The 18,877-nt window shown below is 66.0% G+C and carries 18 protein-coding genes and 1 riboswitch; of the genes, 16 read left to right on the top strand and 2 right to left on the bottom strand.

What is annotated here, in order from left to right:
- Nucleotides 1–8 precede the first annotated feature (8 nt).
- The 11 genes from cbiB (at nt 9) to ABQJ54_RS11130 (ending at nt 12,352) form a co-directional block, all read left to right on the top strand.
- Nucleotides 9–938: an adenosylcobinamide-phosphate synthase CbiB gene (gene cbiB, locus ABQJ54_RS11180; protein WP_367854364.1), complete on the top strand. Its 930-nt coding sequence runs from the start codon at nt 9–11 to the stop codon at nt 936–938.
- Nucleotides 931–1,914 (top strand): threonine-phosphate decarboxylase CobD, encoded by a 984-nt coding sequence (gene cobD, locus ABQJ54_RS11175; RefSeq protein ID WP_367854363.1) that lies wholly within the window; start codon nt 931–933, stop codon nt 1,912–1,914. The genes cbiB and cobD overlap by 8 nt, the downstream gene beginning before the upstream one ends.
- On the top strand, nt 1,911–3,398 hold the full coding sequence (locus tag ABQJ54_RS11170) for a cobyric acid synthase (protein WP_367854362.1): 1,488 nt from the start codon (nt 1,911–1,913) through the stop codon (nt 3,396–3,398). Before cobD ends, ABQJ54_RS11170 begins: the two co-directional genes overlap by 4 nt.
- The gene (cobU, locus tag ABQJ54_RS11165) at nt 3,386–3,907 is read left to right on the top strand and encodes a bifunctional adenosylcobinamide kinase/adenosylcobinamide-phosphate guanylyltransferase (RefSeq protein ID WP_367854361.1); all 522 of its coding nucleotides are present in this window, start codon (nt 3,386–3,388) and stop codon (nt 3,905–3,907) included. Before ABQJ54_RS11170 ends, cobU begins: the two co-directional genes overlap by 13 nt.
- The gene (gene cobT, locus ABQJ54_RS11160) at nt 3,904–4,950 is read left to right on the top strand and encodes a nicotinate-nucleotide--dimethylbenzimidazole phosphoribosyltransferase (RefSeq protein ID WP_367854360.1); all 1,047 of its coding nucleotides are present in this window, start codon (nt 3,904–3,906) and stop codon (nt 4,948–4,950) included. Before cobU ends, cobT begins: the two co-directional genes overlap by 4 nt.
- Nucleotides 4,951–4,952: 2 nt before the next feature.
- On the top strand, nt 4,953–5,525 hold the full coding sequence (locus ABQJ54_RS11155) for a histidine phosphatase family protein (RefSeq protein WP_367854359.1): 573 nt from the start codon (nt 4,953–4,955) through the stop codon (nt 5,523–5,525).
- A complete protein-coding gene (locus tag ABQJ54_RS11150; protein WP_367854432.1) occupies nt 5,522–6,241 on the top strand; it encodes an adenosylcobinamide-GDP ribazoletransferase in 720 nt (239 codons plus the stop codon). Before ABQJ54_RS11155 ends, ABQJ54_RS11150 begins: the two co-directional genes overlap by 4 nt.
- Before the next feature lie 50 nt (nt 6,242–6,291).
- Nucleotides 6,292–6,516: riboswitch (cobalamin riboswitch) on the top strand.
- Between the two features lie 132 nt (nt 6,517–6,648).
- Nucleotides 6,649–8,556 (top strand): TonB-dependent receptor domain-containing protein, encoded by a 1,908-nt coding sequence (locus ABQJ54_RS11145; protein WP_367854358.1) that lies wholly within the window; start codon nt 6,649–6,651, stop codon nt 8,554–8,556.
- Between the two features lie 125 nt (nt 8,557–8,681).
- Entirely contained in the window at nt 8,682–8,906 is a 225-nt protein-coding gene (locus ABQJ54_RS11140; protein WP_367854357.1) for a hypothetical protein, read from the top strand.
- Between the two features lie 532 nt (nt 8,907–9,438).
- Nucleotides 9,439–11,565 carry a TonB-dependent receptor gene (locus tag ABQJ54_RS11135; RefSeq protein ID WP_367854356.1) on the top strand — a complete coding sequence of 709 codons (2,127 nt, stop codon included), beginning with the start codon at nt 9,439–9,441 and terminating at the stop codon, nt 11,563–11,565.
- A 10-nt stretch (nt 11,566–11,575) separates the two neighbouring features.
- Nucleotides 11,576–12,352, top strand: a complete 777-nt coding sequence (locus tag ABQJ54_RS11130) for a tetratricopeptide repeat protein (RefSeq protein WP_367854355.1) — start codon at nt 11,576–11,578, stop codon at nt 12,350–12,352.
- 17 nt (nt 12,353–12,369) lie between these two features.
- Here the strand turns inward: ABQJ54_RS11130 and ABQJ54_RS11125 are convergent, their stop codons facing one another.
- Nucleotides 12,370–13,068, bottom strand: a complete 699-nt coding sequence (locus ABQJ54_RS11125) for a Fe2+-dependent dioxygenase (RefSeq protein ID WP_367854354.1) — start codon at nt 13,066–13,068, stop codon at nt 12,370–12,372.
- 306 nt (nt 13,069–13,374) lie between these two features.
- Here ABQJ54_RS11125 and ABQJ54_RS11120 point away from each other — a divergent pair, with 306 nt between their 5' ends.
- From ABQJ54_RS11120 to ABQJ54_RS11100, 5 genes are all read left to right on the top strand, one after another.
- Entirely contained in the window at nt 13,375–14,577 is a 1,203-nt protein-coding gene (locus tag ABQJ54_RS11120; RefSeq protein WP_367854353.1) for a PepSY-associated TM helix domain-containing protein, read from the top strand.
- A gap of 431 nt (nt 14,578–15,008) precedes the next feature.
- On the top strand, nt 15,009–15,239 hold the full coding sequence (locus tag ABQJ54_RS19140) for a hypothetical protein (protein WP_437343341.1): 231 nt from the start codon (nt 15,009–15,011) through the stop codon (nt 15,237–15,239).
- A 472-nt stretch (nt 15,240–15,711) separates the two neighbouring features.
- Nucleotides 15,712–16,377, top strand: coding sequence for a dienelactone hydrolase family protein (locus ABQJ54_RS11110; RefSeq protein ID WP_367854352.1), 666 nt, complete (start codon nt 15,712–15,714; stop codon nt 16,375–16,377).
- Nucleotides 16,378–16,384: 7 nt separating this feature from the next.
- The gene (locus ABQJ54_RS11105; RefSeq protein ID WP_367854351.1) at nt 16,385–16,840 is read left to right on the top strand and encodes a MaoC family dehydratase; all 456 of its coding nucleotides are present in this window, start codon (nt 16,385–16,387) and stop codon (nt 16,838–16,840) included.
- Nucleotides 16,837–17,685, top strand: coding sequence for an HpcH/HpaI aldolase/citrate lyase family protein (locus ABQJ54_RS11100; RefSeq protein ID WP_367854350.1), 849 nt, complete (start codon nt 16,837–16,839; stop codon nt 17,683–17,685). Before ABQJ54_RS11105 ends, ABQJ54_RS11100 begins: the two co-directional genes overlap by 4 nt.
- An 89-nt stretch (nt 17,686–17,774) precedes the next feature.
- Here the strand turns inward: ABQJ54_RS11100 and ABQJ54_RS11095 are convergent, their stop codons facing one another.
- Nucleotides 17,775–18,701: a LysR substrate-binding domain-containing protein gene (locus ABQJ54_RS11095; protein WP_367854349.1), complete on the bottom strand. Its 927-nt coding sequence runs from the start codon at nt 18,699–18,701 to the stop codon at nt 17,775–17,777.
- Nucleotides 18,702–18,877 lie beyond the last annotated feature (176 nt).

The raw sequence follows: 18,877 nt of genomic DNA, 5'->3' as shown, positions 1-18,877 counted from the left end.
TGCCAGGCATGCCGGTCGCCATGGCGATGGTCGCCGCGCTGCTGCTCGATGCCGTGCTGGGTGAACCGCGCCGCATGCATCCGCTGGTGGCGTTCGGACGCGTGGCCGACTGGATCGAAAAGCGCCTCCATCGCGACCGGCGCCTTGCCGGCGCACTCGCTTGGTCGCTGGCGGTATGGCCGCCGGTCGCCTTGGCCGCATGGCTGTCGATGGTCCTGGCGGCGGCATCGCCCTGGCTCGATTTCGCCTTCAACGCAGCCGTGCTCTATCTCGTTGTGGGCCTGCAAAGCCTGGGTGCGCACGCACTGCCCGTAGCCCGTGCCTTGGAGAACGACGAACTCGACCACGCCCGCGCCGCCGTCGGCCGCATGGTCAGTCGCGACACGGCTGCACTGGATGAGGGGCAGGTGGCTGCCGCGGCCACCGAGTCGGTGCTCGAGAACGGCAACGACGCTGTCTTCGGTGCATTGTTCTGGTTCGCCGTGCTCGGCGCGCCAGGGGCGGTGCTGTACCGGCTGGCGAACACCCTGGATGCGATGTGGGGCTACCGCACGGCGCACTATGAGCGTTTCGGCTGGGCCGCCGCCCGCATCGACGACGTGCTCAATTACCTCCCTGCCCGCTTAACCGCCGTCACTTATGCCGTGTGGGGCCATGTCGCCCAGGCACTGCATTGCTGGCGCACCCAGGCACCCGCGTGGGACAGCCCCAACGCTGGCCCGGTGATGGCGGCTGGCGCGGGTGCTCTGGGCGTGACGCTGGGAGGCGCGGCGCCCTATCACGGCGTGTGGGAAGACCGTCCGGTGCTCGGCACGGGCACTCCTCCCGACGCGGGCGCGATCCGGCGGGCCGTGCGTCTGGTGCGCCGGGGTGTCGCCACTTGGTTGGCGGTCGCCGTGCTGCTGGGGTGGCTTTGGCGTGGGGGCCTCCATGCTTGAACACGGAGGCCGGCTGCACCGCGCGGTACGCGAGCACGGCATCGCCCTCGGCGACTGGCTGGATCTCTCTACCGGCATCAGCCCTTTCGGCTGGCCGGTACCGTCGATACCTACAGACGCGTGGCGCCGCCTGCCCGATGACGACGACGGCGTGGCCAATGCCGCCCGCGCCTGCTACGGCGCGCCGCACGTCCTGCCGGTGGCCGGCTCGCAGGCGGCCATCCAGGCACTGCCGCTGCTGCGAACGCCTTCGCGCGTGGCAGTGATCACGCCGGGCTACGCCGAGCATGCCCACGCCTGGGAGCGCGCGGGCCATCGCATCGAACGGCGCGATGGCGCCGCGCTGCTGGCTGCACCGGACGACTACGACGTAGTGGTGCTGATCCATCCCAACAATCCGACCGGCCAGCGGTTCGAACCCCAACGCCTGCGCGAGCTGCACGCGACGCTGGCCGCCCGCGGCGGCTGGTTGATCGTGGACGAAGCCTTCATGGACGCCACGCCGCAAGACAGCCTGTGTGCGGATGCGGCACGGCCCGGCCTGGTGGTGCTGCGCTCCGCCGGCAAGTTCTTCGGCCTGGCCGGCGCGCGCGCCGGCTTCGTCTGCGCCGCGCCGGAACTGCTGGAGGCGCTGCGCGAAAGACTGGGGCCCTGGACGCTGGCGGGCCCCAGCCGGCATATCGTCGGGCTGGCGCTGGCCGATGCCGGCTGGCAGGCCCAGGCACGTGAAAGGCTGCAGATCGCCAGCGAGCGACTCTCCGTCCTGTTGCGCAGGGTGGGCCTTGTGCCCTCCGGCGGCTGCGCCTTCTTCCAGTGGTGCATGCACCCCGGCGCGGCGGCCATCCATCGCGCGCTGGCGGCCAAAGGCATCCTCACGCGCCTCTTCGACCAGCCACCCAGCCTGCGCTTCGGCCTTCCGCCGGACCAGACCGCCAGCCTGCGGCTGGAGACGGCGTTGCGGGAGGCGCTGCGATGAACGCCCGCGTGCTGATGGTGCAGGGCTGCACGTCCGACGCCGGCAAGAGCGCCCTGGTGACCGGACTGTGCCGCTGGCTGCACCGACAAGGCGTGGCGGTGGCACCGTTCAAGCCGCAGAACATGGCGCTCAATGCGGCGGTCACGGCCGACGGCGGCGAGATCGGCCGTGCGCAGGCGGTGCAGGCACAGGCGGCAGGTGTGCCGCCGCACACGGATTTCAACCCGGTGCTGCTCAAGCCGCAAAGCGATGTCGGCGCCCAGGTGATCGTGCACGGGCATGCCGTCGGCGCGATGGAGGCGCACCGCTACCACGACTACAAGCAGGTCGCGATGCAGGCGGTGCTCGCCTCGCACCGGCGGCTGTGCGAACGCTTCGAAGCCGTCGTCGTCGAAGGCGCGGGCAGCCCCGCGGAGATCAACCTGCGCGAGCGCGACATCGCCAACATGGGCTATGCCGAAGCGGTGGACTGCCCGGTGATCCTGATCGCGGACATCGACCGCGGCGGCGTATTCGCCCACCTGGTGGGCACCTTGGCCCTGCTTTCGGCCAGCGAGCGGGCGCGGGTGGCGGGTTTCATCATCAACCGCTTCCGTGGCGACATGGCTTTGCTGCAACCCGGCCTCGACTGGCTGCAGCAGGAGACCGGCAAGCCGGTGCTGGGTGTGTTGCCCTACCTCCACGGCCTCAGCCTGGAAGCGGAAGACGCCCTGCCGCGCGATGGGGATGAGCGCGATTCTGCGGGTGCCGGCCTGCGCGTGGCCGTGCCGGCATTGCCGCACATCAGCAACCACACCGACCTCGACGCGCTGCGCAACCATCCCGATGTGGCGTGCCTGTTCGTGGGGCCCGGACAACAGCCTCCCGCCTGCGACCTCATCGTGCTGCCGGGTTCCAAGACCACCCGGGCCGACCTCCAGTGGCTGCGGGACCAGGGTTGGGAATCCGCCATCGCGAGGCACCTGCGCTATGGCGGCAGGCTGATCGGCATCTGCGGCGGATTCCAGATGCTGGGGCGCGCCGTGCATGACCCGCAGGGCATCGAGGGCCTGCCCGGTTCCAGCGATGGCCTGGGCTGGCTGGACATGGAGACCACCCTCGCGCCCGCCAAGGTCCTGCGCCAGGCAGCCGGAACGCTTACGCTGGGCGATACCCCTGTCCGCGGCTACGAAATCCACTGCGGCGTCAGCCAGGGAGCAGCCCTGGATCGCCCGGCCTGCCTCCTGAGCGATGGACGCCCGGACGGCGCCCACTCTGCCGACGACCGGATCCTCGGTACCTATCTGCACGGGCTGTTCGACGAGCCCCAGGCGCTGTCGGCACTGCTGGCGTGGGCGGGACTGCGCGATCCTGTCCCCTTCGACATACGACAAGAGCGCGAGGCCTCCATCGACCGCCTCGCCGACGCGGTGGAATGGCACCTGGACATCGATACGCTTCGACGACTGCTGGTCATGAACGGAGAGCGCCCATGCGCAACCTGATCCTCGGAGGCGCCCGTTCGGGCAAGAGCGCCCTGGCCGAACGCCTGGCCGCGGCCAGCGGAGGCGAGGTGACCTACATCGCGACCGCGCAGGCGAACGACGAGGAAATGGCCGCCCGCATCGCCCACCATCGGGCCAGCCGCCCGGCCCATTGGCAAAGCGTGGAGGAACCGCTGGCGCTGGCCGCCGCGTTGCGCCGGCACGCACGCGCCGATCGCTGCCTGCTGGTCGACTGCCTCACGCTGTGGCTGAGCAACCTGCTGAGACACGACGACGAGGGCCGCTTCGCGCAGGAGCGCGATGCCCTGCTCGAGGTCTTGCCGACGCTGCAAGGCCAGGTGCTCCTGGTCAGCAACGAGGTCGGCCTGGGCATCGTGCCGATGGGCGCGTTGACCCGTCGTTTCGTGGACGAAGCCGGCCGCCTGCACCAGGCGCTGGCCGAGCGTTGTGAACGCGTGTTGTTCGTTGCGGCAGGCCTGCCGCTGGTAATCAAGGGGAATCTTGCATGAGCCATGACTGGCTGACGGCCGCCTGCGCGGCGATCGACGAAGAAAGCATGCGGGTGGCGCGCGAGCACCAGTCGCAGCTCACCAAGCCACCCGGCTCGCTCGGCATGCTGGAGACGCTGGCGATACGCCTGGCCGGGATGCAGCGCAGCGCGACGCCTGCCGTGGCGCAGGTGTGGATCAGCGTGTTCGCCGGCGACCATGGCATCGCCGCCGAGGGCGTGTCGGCTTTCCCGCAGGTGGTGACCGGCGAGATGGTGCGCAACTTCGCCAACGGCGGGGCCGCCATCAGCGTGCTGGCCCGCGCGCTGGGGGCGCGGCTGGAGGTCGTGAACCTCGGCACCGTCAACGACCCGGGCGAGCTGCCCGGCGTGCGCCGCGCCATCGTCGCCGCCCAGACGCGCAACTTCTGCGAAGGCCCCGCGATGGACGACGGGCAGCTGGCGGCCGCCCTGCGCGTCGGCGCAGACAGCGTGGATGCCGCGCGCGAAGCCGGAGCGGCGTTGTTCATCGGCGGCGAGATGGGCATTGCCAATACCACGTCCGCCGCAGCCCTGGCTTGCGCGCTGCTGGACGAAACGCCGGACCGCCTCGCCGGCGCCGGCACCGGCCTCGACGACGCGGGCATCCGGCACAAGGCGGAGGTGATCGGGCGCGCCTTGGCCCGCTATCCGGCCGGCAACGATCCGCTGGCATGGCTGGCGCGCGTCGGCGGCTTCGAGATCGCGGCCCTGGCCGGCGCCTACGTCGCCGCGGCGCAACGCGGCCTGCCCGTGCTGGTCGACGGCTTCATCACCACGGCGGCGGCACTGGCGGCCGTGCGCATCCAGCCCGCCTGCCGCGACTGGATGTTCTTCGCCCACCGCTCCCGCGAACGTGGCCATGCACGCCTGCTCGAAGCGCTCCAGGCTGATCCCTTGCTCGACCTCGGCCTTCGCCTCGGCGAAGCCAGCGGTGCGGCGAGCGCCGTGCCCTTGTTGCGGCTGGCCTGCGAACTGCACAACCGCATGGCGACCTTTGCACAGGCCCAGGTGAGCAACGCATGAGCATGGCCCTTCCCGGCATCGAGCTGTTGCGCCATGGCGATACCGGCCAGCGTAGCTATCGCGGCCAATTGGACGACCCGCTGAGCGAGCTGGGTTGGCACCAATTGCGGACAGCCGTCGTCGGACATCCCTGGGACGCGATCGTGGCTTCGTCCATGCGCCGTTGCGCCGCATTTGCCGAGGCATTAGCCAGCGAGCGTAGTCTGCCCCTGCGCATCGATCCGCGATTGGTCGAATACCACTTCGGCGAATGGCAGGGCGTTCCGATCGAGACCCTCGCGCAGGAGCAGGGCGACGCCCTGGCGCGTTTCTGGGTCGATCCGGTGAACGCGCCACCGCCGGGCGGCGAGCCCTTCGCCACCTTTCGCGCCCGATTGTGCGCGGCGCTGGACGAGGTGGCCGTCGCCGCCACGACGCAACGCGTGCTTGTGGTCACCCATGGCGGTGCGATCCGCCTGCTGCGCTGCGTGGCCGAAGACCGGGATTTCGGCGACATGGCCGGCATCGATGTAGCCCACGCATCGCTGCACGCGCTGCGCTGGCCACGCTCAGCTGTGATACGGGTCAGCGCCTGATGCGCGGACTGCTTGCCGCGATCGCCTTCCTCACCCGCTTGCCGGTGCCTCCCCGCACATGGGCGGGGACGTCCGGACCTCCCGTGCAGTTGCCGTGGTATCCCGTCGTAGGCTTGCTGATCGGTGCGATCCTCTCGGGGCTGGCCTGGCTGCTGTCCCGCGAGCCGCCCCTGCTGGCGGCGGCGCTGCTGCTCCTGGTCTGGGTCGGCATCACGGGAGGGCTCCATCTGGACGGCCTGGCCGACAGCACCGATGCGTGGGTGGGGGGACTGGGCGACCGTGCACGCACGCTGGACATCATGAAAGACCCGCGCAGCGGTCCGATGGGCGTGACGGCCATCGGGGTGGTCCTGCTGCTCAAATTCGCGGCACTGGCCGCACGTCCGGAGCCGGTCGCCGCCTTATGGCTCGCCCCGCTCCTTGGACGGGGAGCATTGACGCTGGCCTTCATGAGCACGCCGTACGTGCGCAGCGGAGGCATGGGCAGCGGGCTTGCCGGTGCGCCACGTGGAGCCTGCCTTGCCGTCCTGCTGCTGACCGCCCTCCTCTCCCTCGGTTTTGGCTTCCACGGCGTACGCGCCTTGGTGGCCGCCGCCGCGACCTTCAGCTTCTGGCGCTGGTCGGTCATGCACCGCCTGGGCGGGATGACCGGCGATACCTGCGGAGCGTTGACCGAACTGGTCGAGATGGCCGTGCTGGTCGCCTTGGTACTGTAGGCGTCGGCCTCGGCAATCCGCACGCGATTGCCATGCGTCGGCATTGCCATTACAGTTTTCTAACTTCAGGTGTTCCCTCGGCCAGTCATTGGTCCTGGGAGTGAAACGACAAGCCGGTGCGCTGCTCGCGCAGCAAGGCCGGCGCTGCCCCCGCAACGGTAAGCGCGTTCCGAACGATCACACGCCACTGTGCCTCGTGCATGGGAAGGCATCGTTCAAGGCATGAATCCATGCCAGCCGCGAGCCCGGAGACCGGCCTGAAGCATGACTCCGGTACCCGCGGTGGGCGAGGCTTGGGGGCGCCAGCTGCCCGTTGCGTACCAGCCCGCGCTTCTCATTCCCCCAACCTTCGTGACTGCCGGCTTATCCACTTAAGCCGTGCGGGGACGCGCGGCGGGAACACGACCATGCATCACACGACGCTGAAATACCGCACACTGGCTGCGGCACTTGCCGGAGCGCTGCTGACGCCGGCTGCTTTCGCCGACACCCCTGAATCAATGACGAGCCTGCAAACCGTGGTCGTCACCGCCACGCGCACCCCGGAGCCGACCGACGACACGCTGTCGTCCGTCACCGTCATCACGCGCGAAGACATCAAGCGCCTGCAGCCCGCCTCCCTGGTCGACCTGCTCACCGGCCTGCCGGGCGTCTCGATCACGCAGACCGGCGGCATCGGCCAACCCGTTTCGCTGTTCATGCGGGGCACCAACTCCACGCACACGCTGGTGCTGGTCGACGGCATCCGCATCGGCAGCGTGTCGTCGGGCGCCGCTGCGCTGGAGCAGATCCCGGTCAACGCCATCGACCACATCGAAATCGTGCGCGGCCCGCGTTCGAGCCTGTATGGCGCCGACGCCGTCGGCGGCGTGATCCAGATCTTCACCCGCCACGGCTCGGACAACGGCAATATCGCGCCGTCGCTGAGCGTGACGACCGGCAGCCACAGCTTCATCGACAGCCAGGCCGGCCTTTCGGGCGGCGACGGCCACTACTGGTACAACGCCAGCCTCGGCGGCGAATACACCAGCGGCATTCCCTCCTGCCGCATGGGCGCGGCGGAACTCGGCGTGGCCTGCTTCGCGGACGATCCCCGCAACGACCCGTACCGCAACTACAACGGCCTGGCCAACTTCGGCTACCGCTGGGACAACGGCACGGAACTCGCCTTCGACTGGCTGCGCAGCAGGAGCGACAACTACTTCGGCGGCAGCCCCTACGGCGGCGACAGCAACCAGGAAGAACAGCACGTCGCCGGCACGCGGCTGAGGTTCTCGCCGCTGGACCTCTTGAAGGTGACGCTGAGCGCCGGCCAGACCCGCGACGACTCGTCGACCTTCTACCAGGGCGTCTACTACGGCGAGTATTACCCGCGCACGCCGACGGGCTACTTCAACTCGCGCCAGAACCAGGCCTCGTGGCAAAACGACATTACGCTGGCGCCGAACCAGCTGCTGAGCGTGGGTGTGGATTACCTGCAGCAGCATATCGACAGCGACACGGACTTCATTACCACAACGCGCGGCGACACCGGCACCTTCGCGCAGTACCAGGGCACGTTCGGCCGGAACGAGGTACAGGTCTCCGGGCGCCACGACAACAACGATTCGTTCGGTGGCCACAATACCGGCGCGGTGGCATGGGGCTACCATTTCGACCACGGCCTGCTGCTGTCAGCCAGCTACGGCAGCGCCTTCCATGCGCCGACCTTCGACGACATGTACTACCCGCCGTACTACGGCGTGCCGACGGCCAATCCCAACCTCAAGCCGGAATCCTCCCACTCGGCGGAGCTGAGTCTTACCCAACAATTCGACAACTGGCACTGGGGCATCGATGCCTACCAAACGCGGATCAGCGACCTCATCACGCTGAACGAGGAGTACGTCCCGGAGAACGTCAGCAGTGCGTTGATCCGCGGCGTGGAAGGCCAGTTCGGCTTCAACGTCGACGACTGGCGGGTGAACACCGCGCTCACCTGGTTGCAGCCGAAGGACAACAGCGACGACGCCAACCACGGCAACTGGCTGCCGCGCCGCGCGGGCCAGACCGCACGCGTGGACGTGGATCGCAAGTTCGGCGCCTTCAACCTCGGCGCCACGTTCTTCGCTTCCGGCAAGCGCTACGACGACGCGGCCAACCAGTACCGCCTGGGCGGCTATGCCACTACCGATCTGCGCGCCAGCTTTACCTTCGCGCCCGGCTGGCAGGTCGAGGCCAAACTCGCCAACGTCTTCGACCACAACTACGAGACGGCCTACTACTACAACCAATTGGGCCGTACCTGGTATCTGACCCTGCGCTACGCGCCGTAAACGATCCTAAAGCGCTGCCCCTGCTCGTGTCTGCAGGGCAGCGCATCTCGTCGAGGTACTTCGCATCCATGACCTGACGTGCATGCGTTTTAGCCTCCGGCGGCCCAAGCAAGCAGGATAGTCACGTGGCTAAAGCCACTTATTTCGTCACCATCATCTACAAGGGACGAGAAGACGACTACGCGGAATACCTCGGAGCAGGTTGTTCGCTGGCCGTCGACTCGGTCGATCCGAATGCGCCCGGATTCGTCGCCGCGATCCGGGCCAGCAATCGGCGAGAGGCCATGATCCTGGCGAAACGTGAGTACCCCGACTACTTCGTTTTGGACAAGATCAAAAAGGCCTCCTGAAGTCAGGTAGGAACCCTGCACCAGACAGCGAAGACCAAGTTTCTCGTCCTGCCAGCCACCTCCTCTGACCGGATCAGGTTGCGTCTGTAAACGGCAACGGGCAAATCGGATGGAACGGCGAGAGCTGGGGACGCCGACTGGGCATTACGGTACGGAAGCCGATTCACCCTGATCTCGATCATGCGCCGGCTATCGAGCAAGCAACGCCAGATGTGGGTGGCGGTGCCGAGCATGGCCGCACCCCCACTTGCATTTGAGATTGATTCTCACTAGCTTCTTCACCTTCTCGGAAACGGCGCATCCCTTGCCTGGGGCGGACCTTCCACAGCTCTTACACGGCTCACGAAGGGGATATCCGATGCATCGAAACGAGACGAACGAAACGGCTATGCCGGCCTCGGGCAAACCGCTGGGCGGACCACTGCTGAAGGCCTTGGGGGCAGCCCTCGTGCTTGGCAGTACCCATGCCTGGGCACAAGACACGCAGCCCCCTTCACCGCCAGCTAGCCCTCCGGCGCCCTCCAAGGCCTCGGTGCCTTCCAAGAAGGGCAACGTCACGAAGCTGGGCGCGGTCAACGTCGAGGGCGAGAGCCTGGAGCCCTCTTCGCCGAAATTCACCGCGCCGCTCCTGGACACGCCCATGTCGGTCACCGTCCTGCCGCAGTCGGTAATGCAGGAAACAGCCGCGACGTCGCTACAGGATGCGTTGCGCAACGTGCCCGGCATCACCTTTGCCGCCGGCGAAGGCGGTACACCGACGGGTGACCTGCCCTCCATCCGCGGCTTCAACTCCACCGGCAACCTCTACGTTGATGGCCTGCAGGACATCGGCGTGCAGACGCGCGACATCTTCGACCTCGATCAGGTGGAAGTGGTCAAGGGTCCCGATTCGTCCATCGCGGGTCGTGCGGCAGGTGGCGGCAGCATCAACATGGTGACCAAGACGGCCCAGGCGAAGGACTCCGTGGAAGTCAGCGGCACCTACGGCAGCGCCGGCCAATACCGCTCCACGCTGGATGGCAACCTAGCGCTGACCGACACGATCGCCGCGCGTTTGAACGTCATGACGATGGGCGGTGGTGTGCCGGGCCGCGACAGCGCGGTGCGGACAGACAAGGTGGGCTTTGCGCCCACGATCACGTTCGGCCTGAATACGCCGACGCGCCTGATCCTGAGCTGGTACCACTTCGAGGACAACAGCACGCCCGACTACGGTATCCCGGTGGATTACAGCGTCACCGGCCGCCCATTGACGGAAACGCTGGGCATCAACCCGAAGAACTACTACGGCCTGACCGATCGCGACTTCCGCCACAACGACGTCAATGCCGGCACGATTCGCTTCGAACACGATTTCAGCGAAGCGTGGTCGCTGCGCAGCCAGCTTCGCTACACCGACTCCATCAACAATTACGTACTGACCCTGCCGGTGGTATCCGGCGGCGACGTGTACCGCCTGCCGATCGGCAACCACGACGAAACTCGCAGCCTTGCCGGCAACGTCGACTTGTTCGGGCATTTCGACACCGGGTCGATCCATCACGATGTGGATGTCGGCCTCGATGCCGCCAACGAACGCCAGCGCCTCTTCGGTGAGGGTCCCTACGACGGCTACAACGTCGTGTCTTCCGCGGGCCTGCAGGGCTTTTCCGCCAGCGGTGATTGCGGCGACCCAGCCCTCGTCGCCAGTTACGACTGCACCAGCCTGTATTCGCCCAATCCGCACGACCCGTGGCAAGGCACGATCACGCCCGCGACCTACTCCATTGCAGATTTCAAGACCACGGACTGGGCGCCGTACGCCTTCGACACGATCACCTTCAGCCCGCAATGGAAGGCCAACGTGGGCGTGCGCTGGGATCGCTACCACACCGAATCGAGCGACCTGGCCAATCCACTCATCAATGCGCTGGAGGCCAGTTCGTTCCGGGAGTCGTTCGCCAGCTACCAGGCCAGCGTGATGTACAAGCCGGCCAGCAACGGCACCATCTACCTCACCACCAGCACCTCGCTCATCCCCGAGAACCAGGCCGAAAGCAATGCCGGCCAGGACGAAGTACTGAAGAGCACGCCGCCCAAGCCGGAAAAAACGCGCTCGCTGGAACTGGGCACCAAGTGGAACTTGTTCGACAGCCACCTGCTGTTGAGCGGCGACGTGTTCGTGGAGAACCATACCAACGCCGTGATCTACGTGACGCCGGATGTCACTGAACAGATCGGCGAGACGCGCTCCAAGGGCGTGGAGCTAAGCGCCAACGGCTCGATCACCGACAACTGGAACATCATCGCCGGCTACTCCCACGTCGACGCCAGGATCGTCAAGGGCGGCATCTACGACGAAGTCGGCCAGCAAGTTCCCAATACGCCGGTCAACACGTTCAGCCTGTGGTCCACCTACCGCGTCGTACCGGCGGTTACGGTCGGTGCCGGCGCCTACTTCCGTGGCGAGCAGATCGGTTACGCCGGACCGCCCAACGAATACATCGACAGCTACTGGCGTTTCGACACGATGGCGAAGTGGCAGATCAGCACTCACATTGCGCTGCAAGCCAATGTGCAGAACCTGTTCAACCGCCACTACTACTCCAAGGACTTCTACTGGTACGCGCTGCCGGCGCCGGGTCGCACCTACATGGCGACGGTCGACCTGAAGTTCTGACGGTACGGGCATGTCCGACATGGACCCTTACGCGGACGTCAAGCAACTCCTGCCGCGCGATCCAGCCTCGGCAGTGGCACATCTTCGTCGTCAAGCACAGTTGGGCGACCCTCACGCCCAACTGGCGCTTGGCCAGTTGCTTATCAACGGTATTGGCACGCGGCTGGACAGCGTCGAGGCTCTGCGCTGGTTCCACGCCGCCGCCGATGTGGGCGTACCGATGGCCATGAACATGATCGGCCGCTGCCACGAATACGGCTTCGGCACGGTCGTGAACTATCCGCAGGCGGCGTACTGGTATCTGTATGCTGCCGGCCTCGATTGCGATTGGGCGATGTACAACTACGCCCAGTTGCTGGCGCATGGCCGCGGCGTCACACAGGATCGCGCGACGGCCTTCACCTGGTTCCGGATGGCGGCCAACCGCGGCCATGCCCGCGCGATGAATTTCCTCGGCCTGTACTACGAGCGCGGCTGGGGCACGCCGATGGACCGATACGCCGCCTTCGACTGGTACCAGAAGTCCGCCGAAGGCGGCGACTATCGTGGCCAGTGCAGCCATGCCTCCGCGCTTGCGGAACAGGGCCATACCGACCAAGCGCTGCATTGGTTGCGCCAGGCCGCGGCGGAAGCACCGCCCCGTTTTATCGCCGAACTGGCGACGATGCTGGCGTCATCCGTCCACGCGGAACTGCGCGCTTTCGCGAAAGCGTTGCCGCCGCTGCCCGATCCCTCGACGCGCGAACGCCTACGCGCTGCACGTGGCGGGGTCAGCGCATGGCCATGACGAACAGGCAGCGCGCTTCAGACGTCCGTCCAGAAGCGCAACAGGTTGTGGTACGTGCCGACCAACTCGACGAGGGTGGGGTCACCGGCATGATCGCGCTCCAGCTTCTGGATCGACATGTCGAGGTTGAACAGCAGGCTGCGTTGGCTAACGTCCCGCACCAGGCTCTGGATCCAGAAGAACGAGGCCATGCGCGCACCGCGTGTGATCGGTTGAACCCGATGCACACTGGTCGCCGGATAAAGCACCAGGTCGCCCGCCGGCAGCTTGACCTGCCGAGTCTCCAGCAGCTCCTCGATGAGGAGTTCGCCGCCGTCGTAGTCCTCGGGGGACGACAAGAACAGGGTGGCCGACAAGTCGGTGCGTACCGGTTGGCCGTTTTCCTCGATGGAGGGGCCGCTTCGGTCGTAACGCACAGCGTTGTCGACGTGGTTGCCGAATCCGTCGCCCGCCCGGTAGCCATTGAACAGTGGCGGAAAGACGCGACGGGGCAGCGCCGCGGCGAGGAAAAGAGCACTTCGGTTGAGCGCCGCACGCACCTGCGCACCGAGTTCCTGCGCAACCGGGTCGCTTTCCGGCAATTGGAGGTTGTGCTTGGCCCGCGCGGATTGATAGCCGGCCGTAAGGCGACCGTCCGCCCACCCGGCCGCCGCCAGCCGCGCACGAAAGTCGGACACCTCGTCCGCCGTCAGTACCTGAGGGATATGCAACAGCACGGGCTCGCTTCCTTCGCACAGAACATCCACCCTTTTGCAGATGCCCTGCGCCGAAGTCTAGAAGAGAATCATTTTTATTGCGAGTGATTATCATCCGCATAAAGTACTCTACCCATCCCCGGCGCACACCCATTCGCCTCGTAAGAACCTCGTTCCCACCCGGTTTCAATCAACGGCCCTCATGCACGCACGTCTCGCCCCCACCGCATCGCGCTTCCCAAGTGTGCCCACGCCCGCACACCCAGGGGCTTTCGCCCTGCCCACGACCTGGGCAGCCGCACCTACCCACCACTGGGAGTCCATGGAATGAAATCCCATCACCTGCGTCGCTGGTACCTGATGCACAAGTGGAGCAGCCTGATCTGCACGCTGTTCCTGCTCGAGCTGTGCATCACCGGCCTACCGCTGATCTTCCATGACGACATCACCGACTGGAACGACGCCGCTGCCCTATCCACCTCGCCGCCCGACGCACCGACCTTGAGCCTGGACACCTTTGCCGCCAAGGCCCTGCAGCACTACCCGCATGACCGTATTGCCTCGCTCTTTGCCGACGACGATGAACCCAAGGTCTACGTGAGCCTGGTCGCGCCCACGCCGGGACCGCACAGCCACCATGTGCTGGTGCTTGATGCGCATACGGCCACCGCCGTCGACGATACGCTCGCGCCGCTGCCATCGAAGGCGCGGATACGGGGGCTCGACGCCTTCATGGGGGCCCTGCTGACCTTGCATATGGCCCTATTCGTCGGCTTGCCGGGGCAGTTGTTCCTAGCGTTCATGGCACTGCTGTTCCTGGCGGCCATCGTCACGGGTGTCGTGCTGTATGGCCCCTTCATGAAAAAGCTCGACTTCGGCACGGTGCGCCGGGAACGCAGCACCCGGCTGAAGTGGCTGGACCTGCATAATCTGTTGGGTATCGTCGCGCTGGGCTGGATCACGGTCGTGGGCGTGACGGGGTTGTTGAACACGCTGTCGACACCCCTGACCGGCCTGTGGGAACTCACGACCCTGCCCAAGTTGCTGGCCCCTTATCAAGGCAAACCCGTGCCGACCCCGGCCGAGATGGTTTCGCCGCAAAGTGCACTGGATACCGTCAAACGGTTGATGCCGGGCAAGACCATCCGTTACGTCGCCTATCCGGGGACGACGTTCGGCACCACGCCCCAGGACTATGTGTTCTACGTGCGCGGCACCACGCCCGCGACCTTCGAGCTGATCACGCCCGCGCTGGTGGACGCACGGACCGGGGCGTTTGCCGGCACCGTGGAGCTGCCGTGGTACCTGAAGGCGCTGGAACTGTCGCGCCCACTGCACTTCGGCAACTACGGGGGCCTGCCGCTCAAGATCCTGTGGGCGTTACTGGATCTCGTCACGATCATCGTCCTCGTCAGCGGGCTCTATCTCTGGCTCGCACGCCGACGATCGCAGTCGGAACGACTGGCCCATCTGGTGGCCTTGCATGCTGGAACCCAAGCGCGTGAAGAAGTTAAGGAGCTTCGCCCGTGACATCGCATACTCGCACGTTCCGGAAGGTATGGAGGGCGCCATGCCTTTTGGCGCTGATCATTGTGGCCGGACTGATCTCTGCACTACTCGGCGAGCATCTCGCATGGAAGGTGATCTCATGGGCTGCACTGGCGTTGCCCCTCGCCATCATCCTGTGGTTCGCGACGCTACGCCCACACATATAAAAGGGACCAAACGACTTTGGTGGCGTTTCACAAAGGCAAAGCGCGCAGACTCAGCTCGCTGAACCAAACACACCTACATCGAACACGTCCATTACCCATCCACTAAGAGAAGAGTCCAGCAATGTTCAAAGTCATCGTTGCTGTGGTGATGTACGGCTTCGCCCTGTACGGTCTGTCGAAGTATCAGGAAAGCATGACAGTCAATGAGAAATAACGACGTCCTGCCGATGTCGACGGACGACTGGGGTGCCCAAGGCCGATTACCTGCGCACAGATGCGAATGCCGCTGCCGTCGAGGAAACCCTAGTCTCCGACCTGCTGCGCTCCAACCGCCCAGTTGGCCAGCCCGACTGGGACAGCGTGCAGATCGAGCCGGTCTCAACAAGGCACATCATGACCATCTGCAGAAGCTGCGCCATGTCGTATGACGCCATCATCGCCACACTCAAATCGTTGCGCCTACACGGCATTGTTTAGGCGATCGACAAACTGGCCCAGCAAATCGCCCCGTTGTAACAGCCAGACTTGACGTTGATGGCCACCTTGTTCAAGGCCAAACTGGCCGAACGCGAGGTATGTTCGATCAACTACCAACCCAAGATCGCGCGTTTCCCGATCTATCTCGACCCGAACTACAGTACATGGCGCATTGCTTGTCCGATTAGCAAGCCCGATCGCGCACTGACGCATACTGTCCATGGCAACGCAATCCGAAAGCTCGGGGCTGTTTGCCGGCAGGAAGGTGCGAGGTCCGTCGCCACGCACTTTCCGTGCACAGCGACGGCTTCACCGTTTCGGTTCCATCTTCGTCCAACCTACCATGACCTACGCTCATACGCAGATTGGATTTCTTCCGTTGCCGGTCTCATGGCCAGGCTCCTACCCTTGCAGCACTTGATGGCACGGCGAGCTAATACCACGCCATGTCGGTGATGATCGGGAGAGAGCTGTGGGAAACTGGATCAAGATCCGGGCGGCGGACGGATTCGAACTCTCCGCCTATCGGGACGGCCCAGAAAATGCGGCACATTGCCTTGTCGTTGGGCAGGAGGTCTTCGGCGTCAACCGCCACATGCGTTACGCCTGCGCACAACTAGCGACCGAAGGATTCGCGGTGATCGCCCCTGCCCTGCTCGACCGCGCCGAGCGCGATGTGGACCTGGGCTACGGCACCGATGATCTGCAGCACGGCATCGAACTGCGCGCGCGCATCCCGCAAGCCGCCACACTGGCCGACCTCCTCGCCGCGCGCGAGGTGTTCGGTGCGCGCAAGGTCGGCGTCATCGGCTACTGCTGGGGCGGCCGCGTGGCGTGGTGGGGTGCCACGCGCAGCACGCGCTTTGATGCCGCCGTGGCGTGGTACGGCGGCGGCCTCGCCGCCGACAAGGACGAGCGACCCCACTGCCCGGTGCAGATGCACTTCGGCGAGAAGGACCACTCGATCCCGTTGAGTGATGTCGAGGCGATCCGCGCAGCGCAGCCCGGCGTGGAGACCTTCATCTACGAAGGCGCGGCGCACGGCTTCGGCTGCGAGGAACGGCCGATGTTCGATCCCACCGCCTACGCGCTGGCGCAATCGCGCAGCGTCGACTTCCTTCGCCGCCACCTCGGCTGAGACACGCATGGGCGGCCGCTATTTCGGGCACTACGAGGTCGGCGAGCGGATCGTGCACGCGATCCGCCGCACCGTGACGGAAACCGACAACCTGCTGTTCTCCACCCTCACCCACAACCCGCAGCCGCTGCACTTGGACGCCGAGTACGCGCGCGCCAGCGAGTTCGGGCGGATCGTGGTCAACAGCACTTTCAGCTTCGGCCTGCTGATCGGCCTCACCGTGGCCGACACCACGCTGGGCACCCTGCTTGCCAACCTCGGTTACGACCAAGTACGCACACCCAGGCCGGTGTTCATCGGTGACACACTGCACGCCGAGACCCGCGTTGTGGAAATGCGCGCGAGCCGTTCGCGGCCGGACGCCGGCATCGTGGTGTTCAGCCACCATCTGCTCAACCAGCACGACGAGATGGTGTGCGAATGCCTGCGCTCGGCATTGCTGCACAGGGCACCCGACGCATGAGGCTGCGCTCGTTGCTGTTCGTGCCCGGCGACCGACCCGAGCGCATGGCCAAGGCGATGCACTCGGCGGCCGACGCCGTGATCCTCGACCTGGAGGATTCGGTGGCGCCCACGCGCAAGCCCGCTGCGCGTGAGGCGGTAGCGGCATTCCTCGCCAATGGTGCGCGCGCGAAGCCCGTGTTCGTACGCATCAACACGCTGTCCGACGGCATGGCGGAAGCGGACCTCGCCGCGCTGGGTAGCTGTGCGCCGGATGCGCTGGTGCTTCCCAAGGCCGAGGGTCGGGCCTCCATCGAATGGCTTGACGAGTTGCTATCCAATACTCAACTAGATCGACTGCCATTGCTTCCGATCGCCACCGAAACGCCCACCGCCGTTTTTGCGCTCGGTTCCTATCGGGACATTGCATCGCGACTGCTCGCGCTGACCTGGGGCGCGGAAGACCTGTCGGCCGCCATCGGCGCCACCGCCACGCGCGAGGCCGGCGGCTTCACCGCTCCGTATCAGATAGTCCGCACGCTGGCGCTGTTCGGCGCACATGCCGCCGGCGTGCCTGCGATCGAGACGGTGTACACCGACATCAAGGATTGCGACGGCCTCGCCAGCGCCGCGGCGCGCGCCGCGCGTGACGGCTTCGCTGGCATGCTGGCGATCCATCCATCGCAGCTCGACGTCATCAATGCGGCGTTCGATCCCTCCGAGGCGGAGCTGGCGCGGGCGCGCGCCATCGTGGCGGCGTTCGCCGAACATCCCGAAGCGGGCGCGCTCGCCTTGGAGGGCCAAATGATCGACGCGCCGCACGCGAAACTGGCACACCGGCTGATCGAGCGCGCCGGCCAGCGCTAGACCCCGTCCGTATCCTAGAACACACGAACAGGCATCGGCATCGCGTCTGCGGCCCGTCCGTTGTAAGACTTGCCACCTGCTCACGCCGCTCAGGCGGCGACCGCTTCCTTCGACACCTCATCGCTCAGCCCGGTATCCCCGCGCAGCCAGTCGATGAAGGCGCGCACCTTCGGGTCCTGGTCGTTGTTCGACGGATTGACCAGGTAGTAGCCGAGATCGCGCTGCAGCACCGGTTCGCACACCACGACGAGACGCCCTTCGCGAATGTCCTCCTCCACGTAGGCGCGCTGCATGATGGCGACGCCGCCACTTTCGAGCGCAAAGCGGTGCACGATGCTCAAGTCCTCGAACGACTTCACCCTGCGCAGCGTCGCTGCGCTGGTGATGCCGGCACAGCGGAACCAGTCCGGCCAGTCGTTGGAGCGCGCATGGGTCTGCAGCAGCGCTTTGCCCACCAGGTCCTGCGGGTCGCGCAGTTTGAGCTGTTCCGCCAGCGCAGGCGTGCACACCGGCACCAATTGGTCGGCGAACAGCAGGTGGCTACTCAGGCCACGCCAGTGACCCCAGCCGTAGCGCACCTCGACGTCGATGTCCTGCTGGCCGAAGTCGGCGAAGCTCGCGCCGGAGATCGAGATCAACCGCACATCGATGAGCGGGAACTGCCGGCTGAAGGCGGGTAGCCGCGGCATCAGCCAGCGGCTCAGCAGCAGCGGGTAGCCCTTGATGGTGAGCGTGGTTCGCGGCGACGCAGTGGCGTGGTAGCTCACGGTGGCGCGGCGGATGTCCTCGAACGCCGCGTGCAGCGCCTTGGCGTACAGAATCGCATTGGGCGTGAGGTCGATGCGATTGCTGTGCCGCTCGAACAGTCGCGTGCCGAAGTAGTCCTCCAGCACCGCGATCTGGTGACTCACCGCACCCTGCGTCACGTTGAGCTCTTGCGCCGCCTTGGTGAAATTCAGGTGGCGTGATGCCGCCTCGAAGGCCAGTAGAGGATTGAGCGGAGGCAAGGGACGCATGGTCGTTCTGCTGCAAACCGGCAAATGACCCGCTGAGCTTGGTCCGTCATGCGCAAACCGGTCAATGTGCACCGCCGCATTTCCGCATCGGCGCGTGCCCCTCCGGTACCTGCATGCGCTTTGGCACAAGCAGGCGCGTCGCAGCGGCAATTAGCATCACTCATGGCCGGATGCCA

It is taken from the genome of Rhodanobacter lycopersici (assembly GCF_040812335.1).
In the GTDB taxonomy this organism is placed as follows: Bacteria; Pseudomonadota; Gammaproteobacteria; order Xanthomonadales; family Rhodanobacteraceae; genus Rhodanobacter_A; species Rhodanobacter_A lycopersici.
The sequence above is the reverse complement of the archived record's forward strand: the minus strand, read 5'-3'. Positions and strand labels throughout refer to the sequence as shown.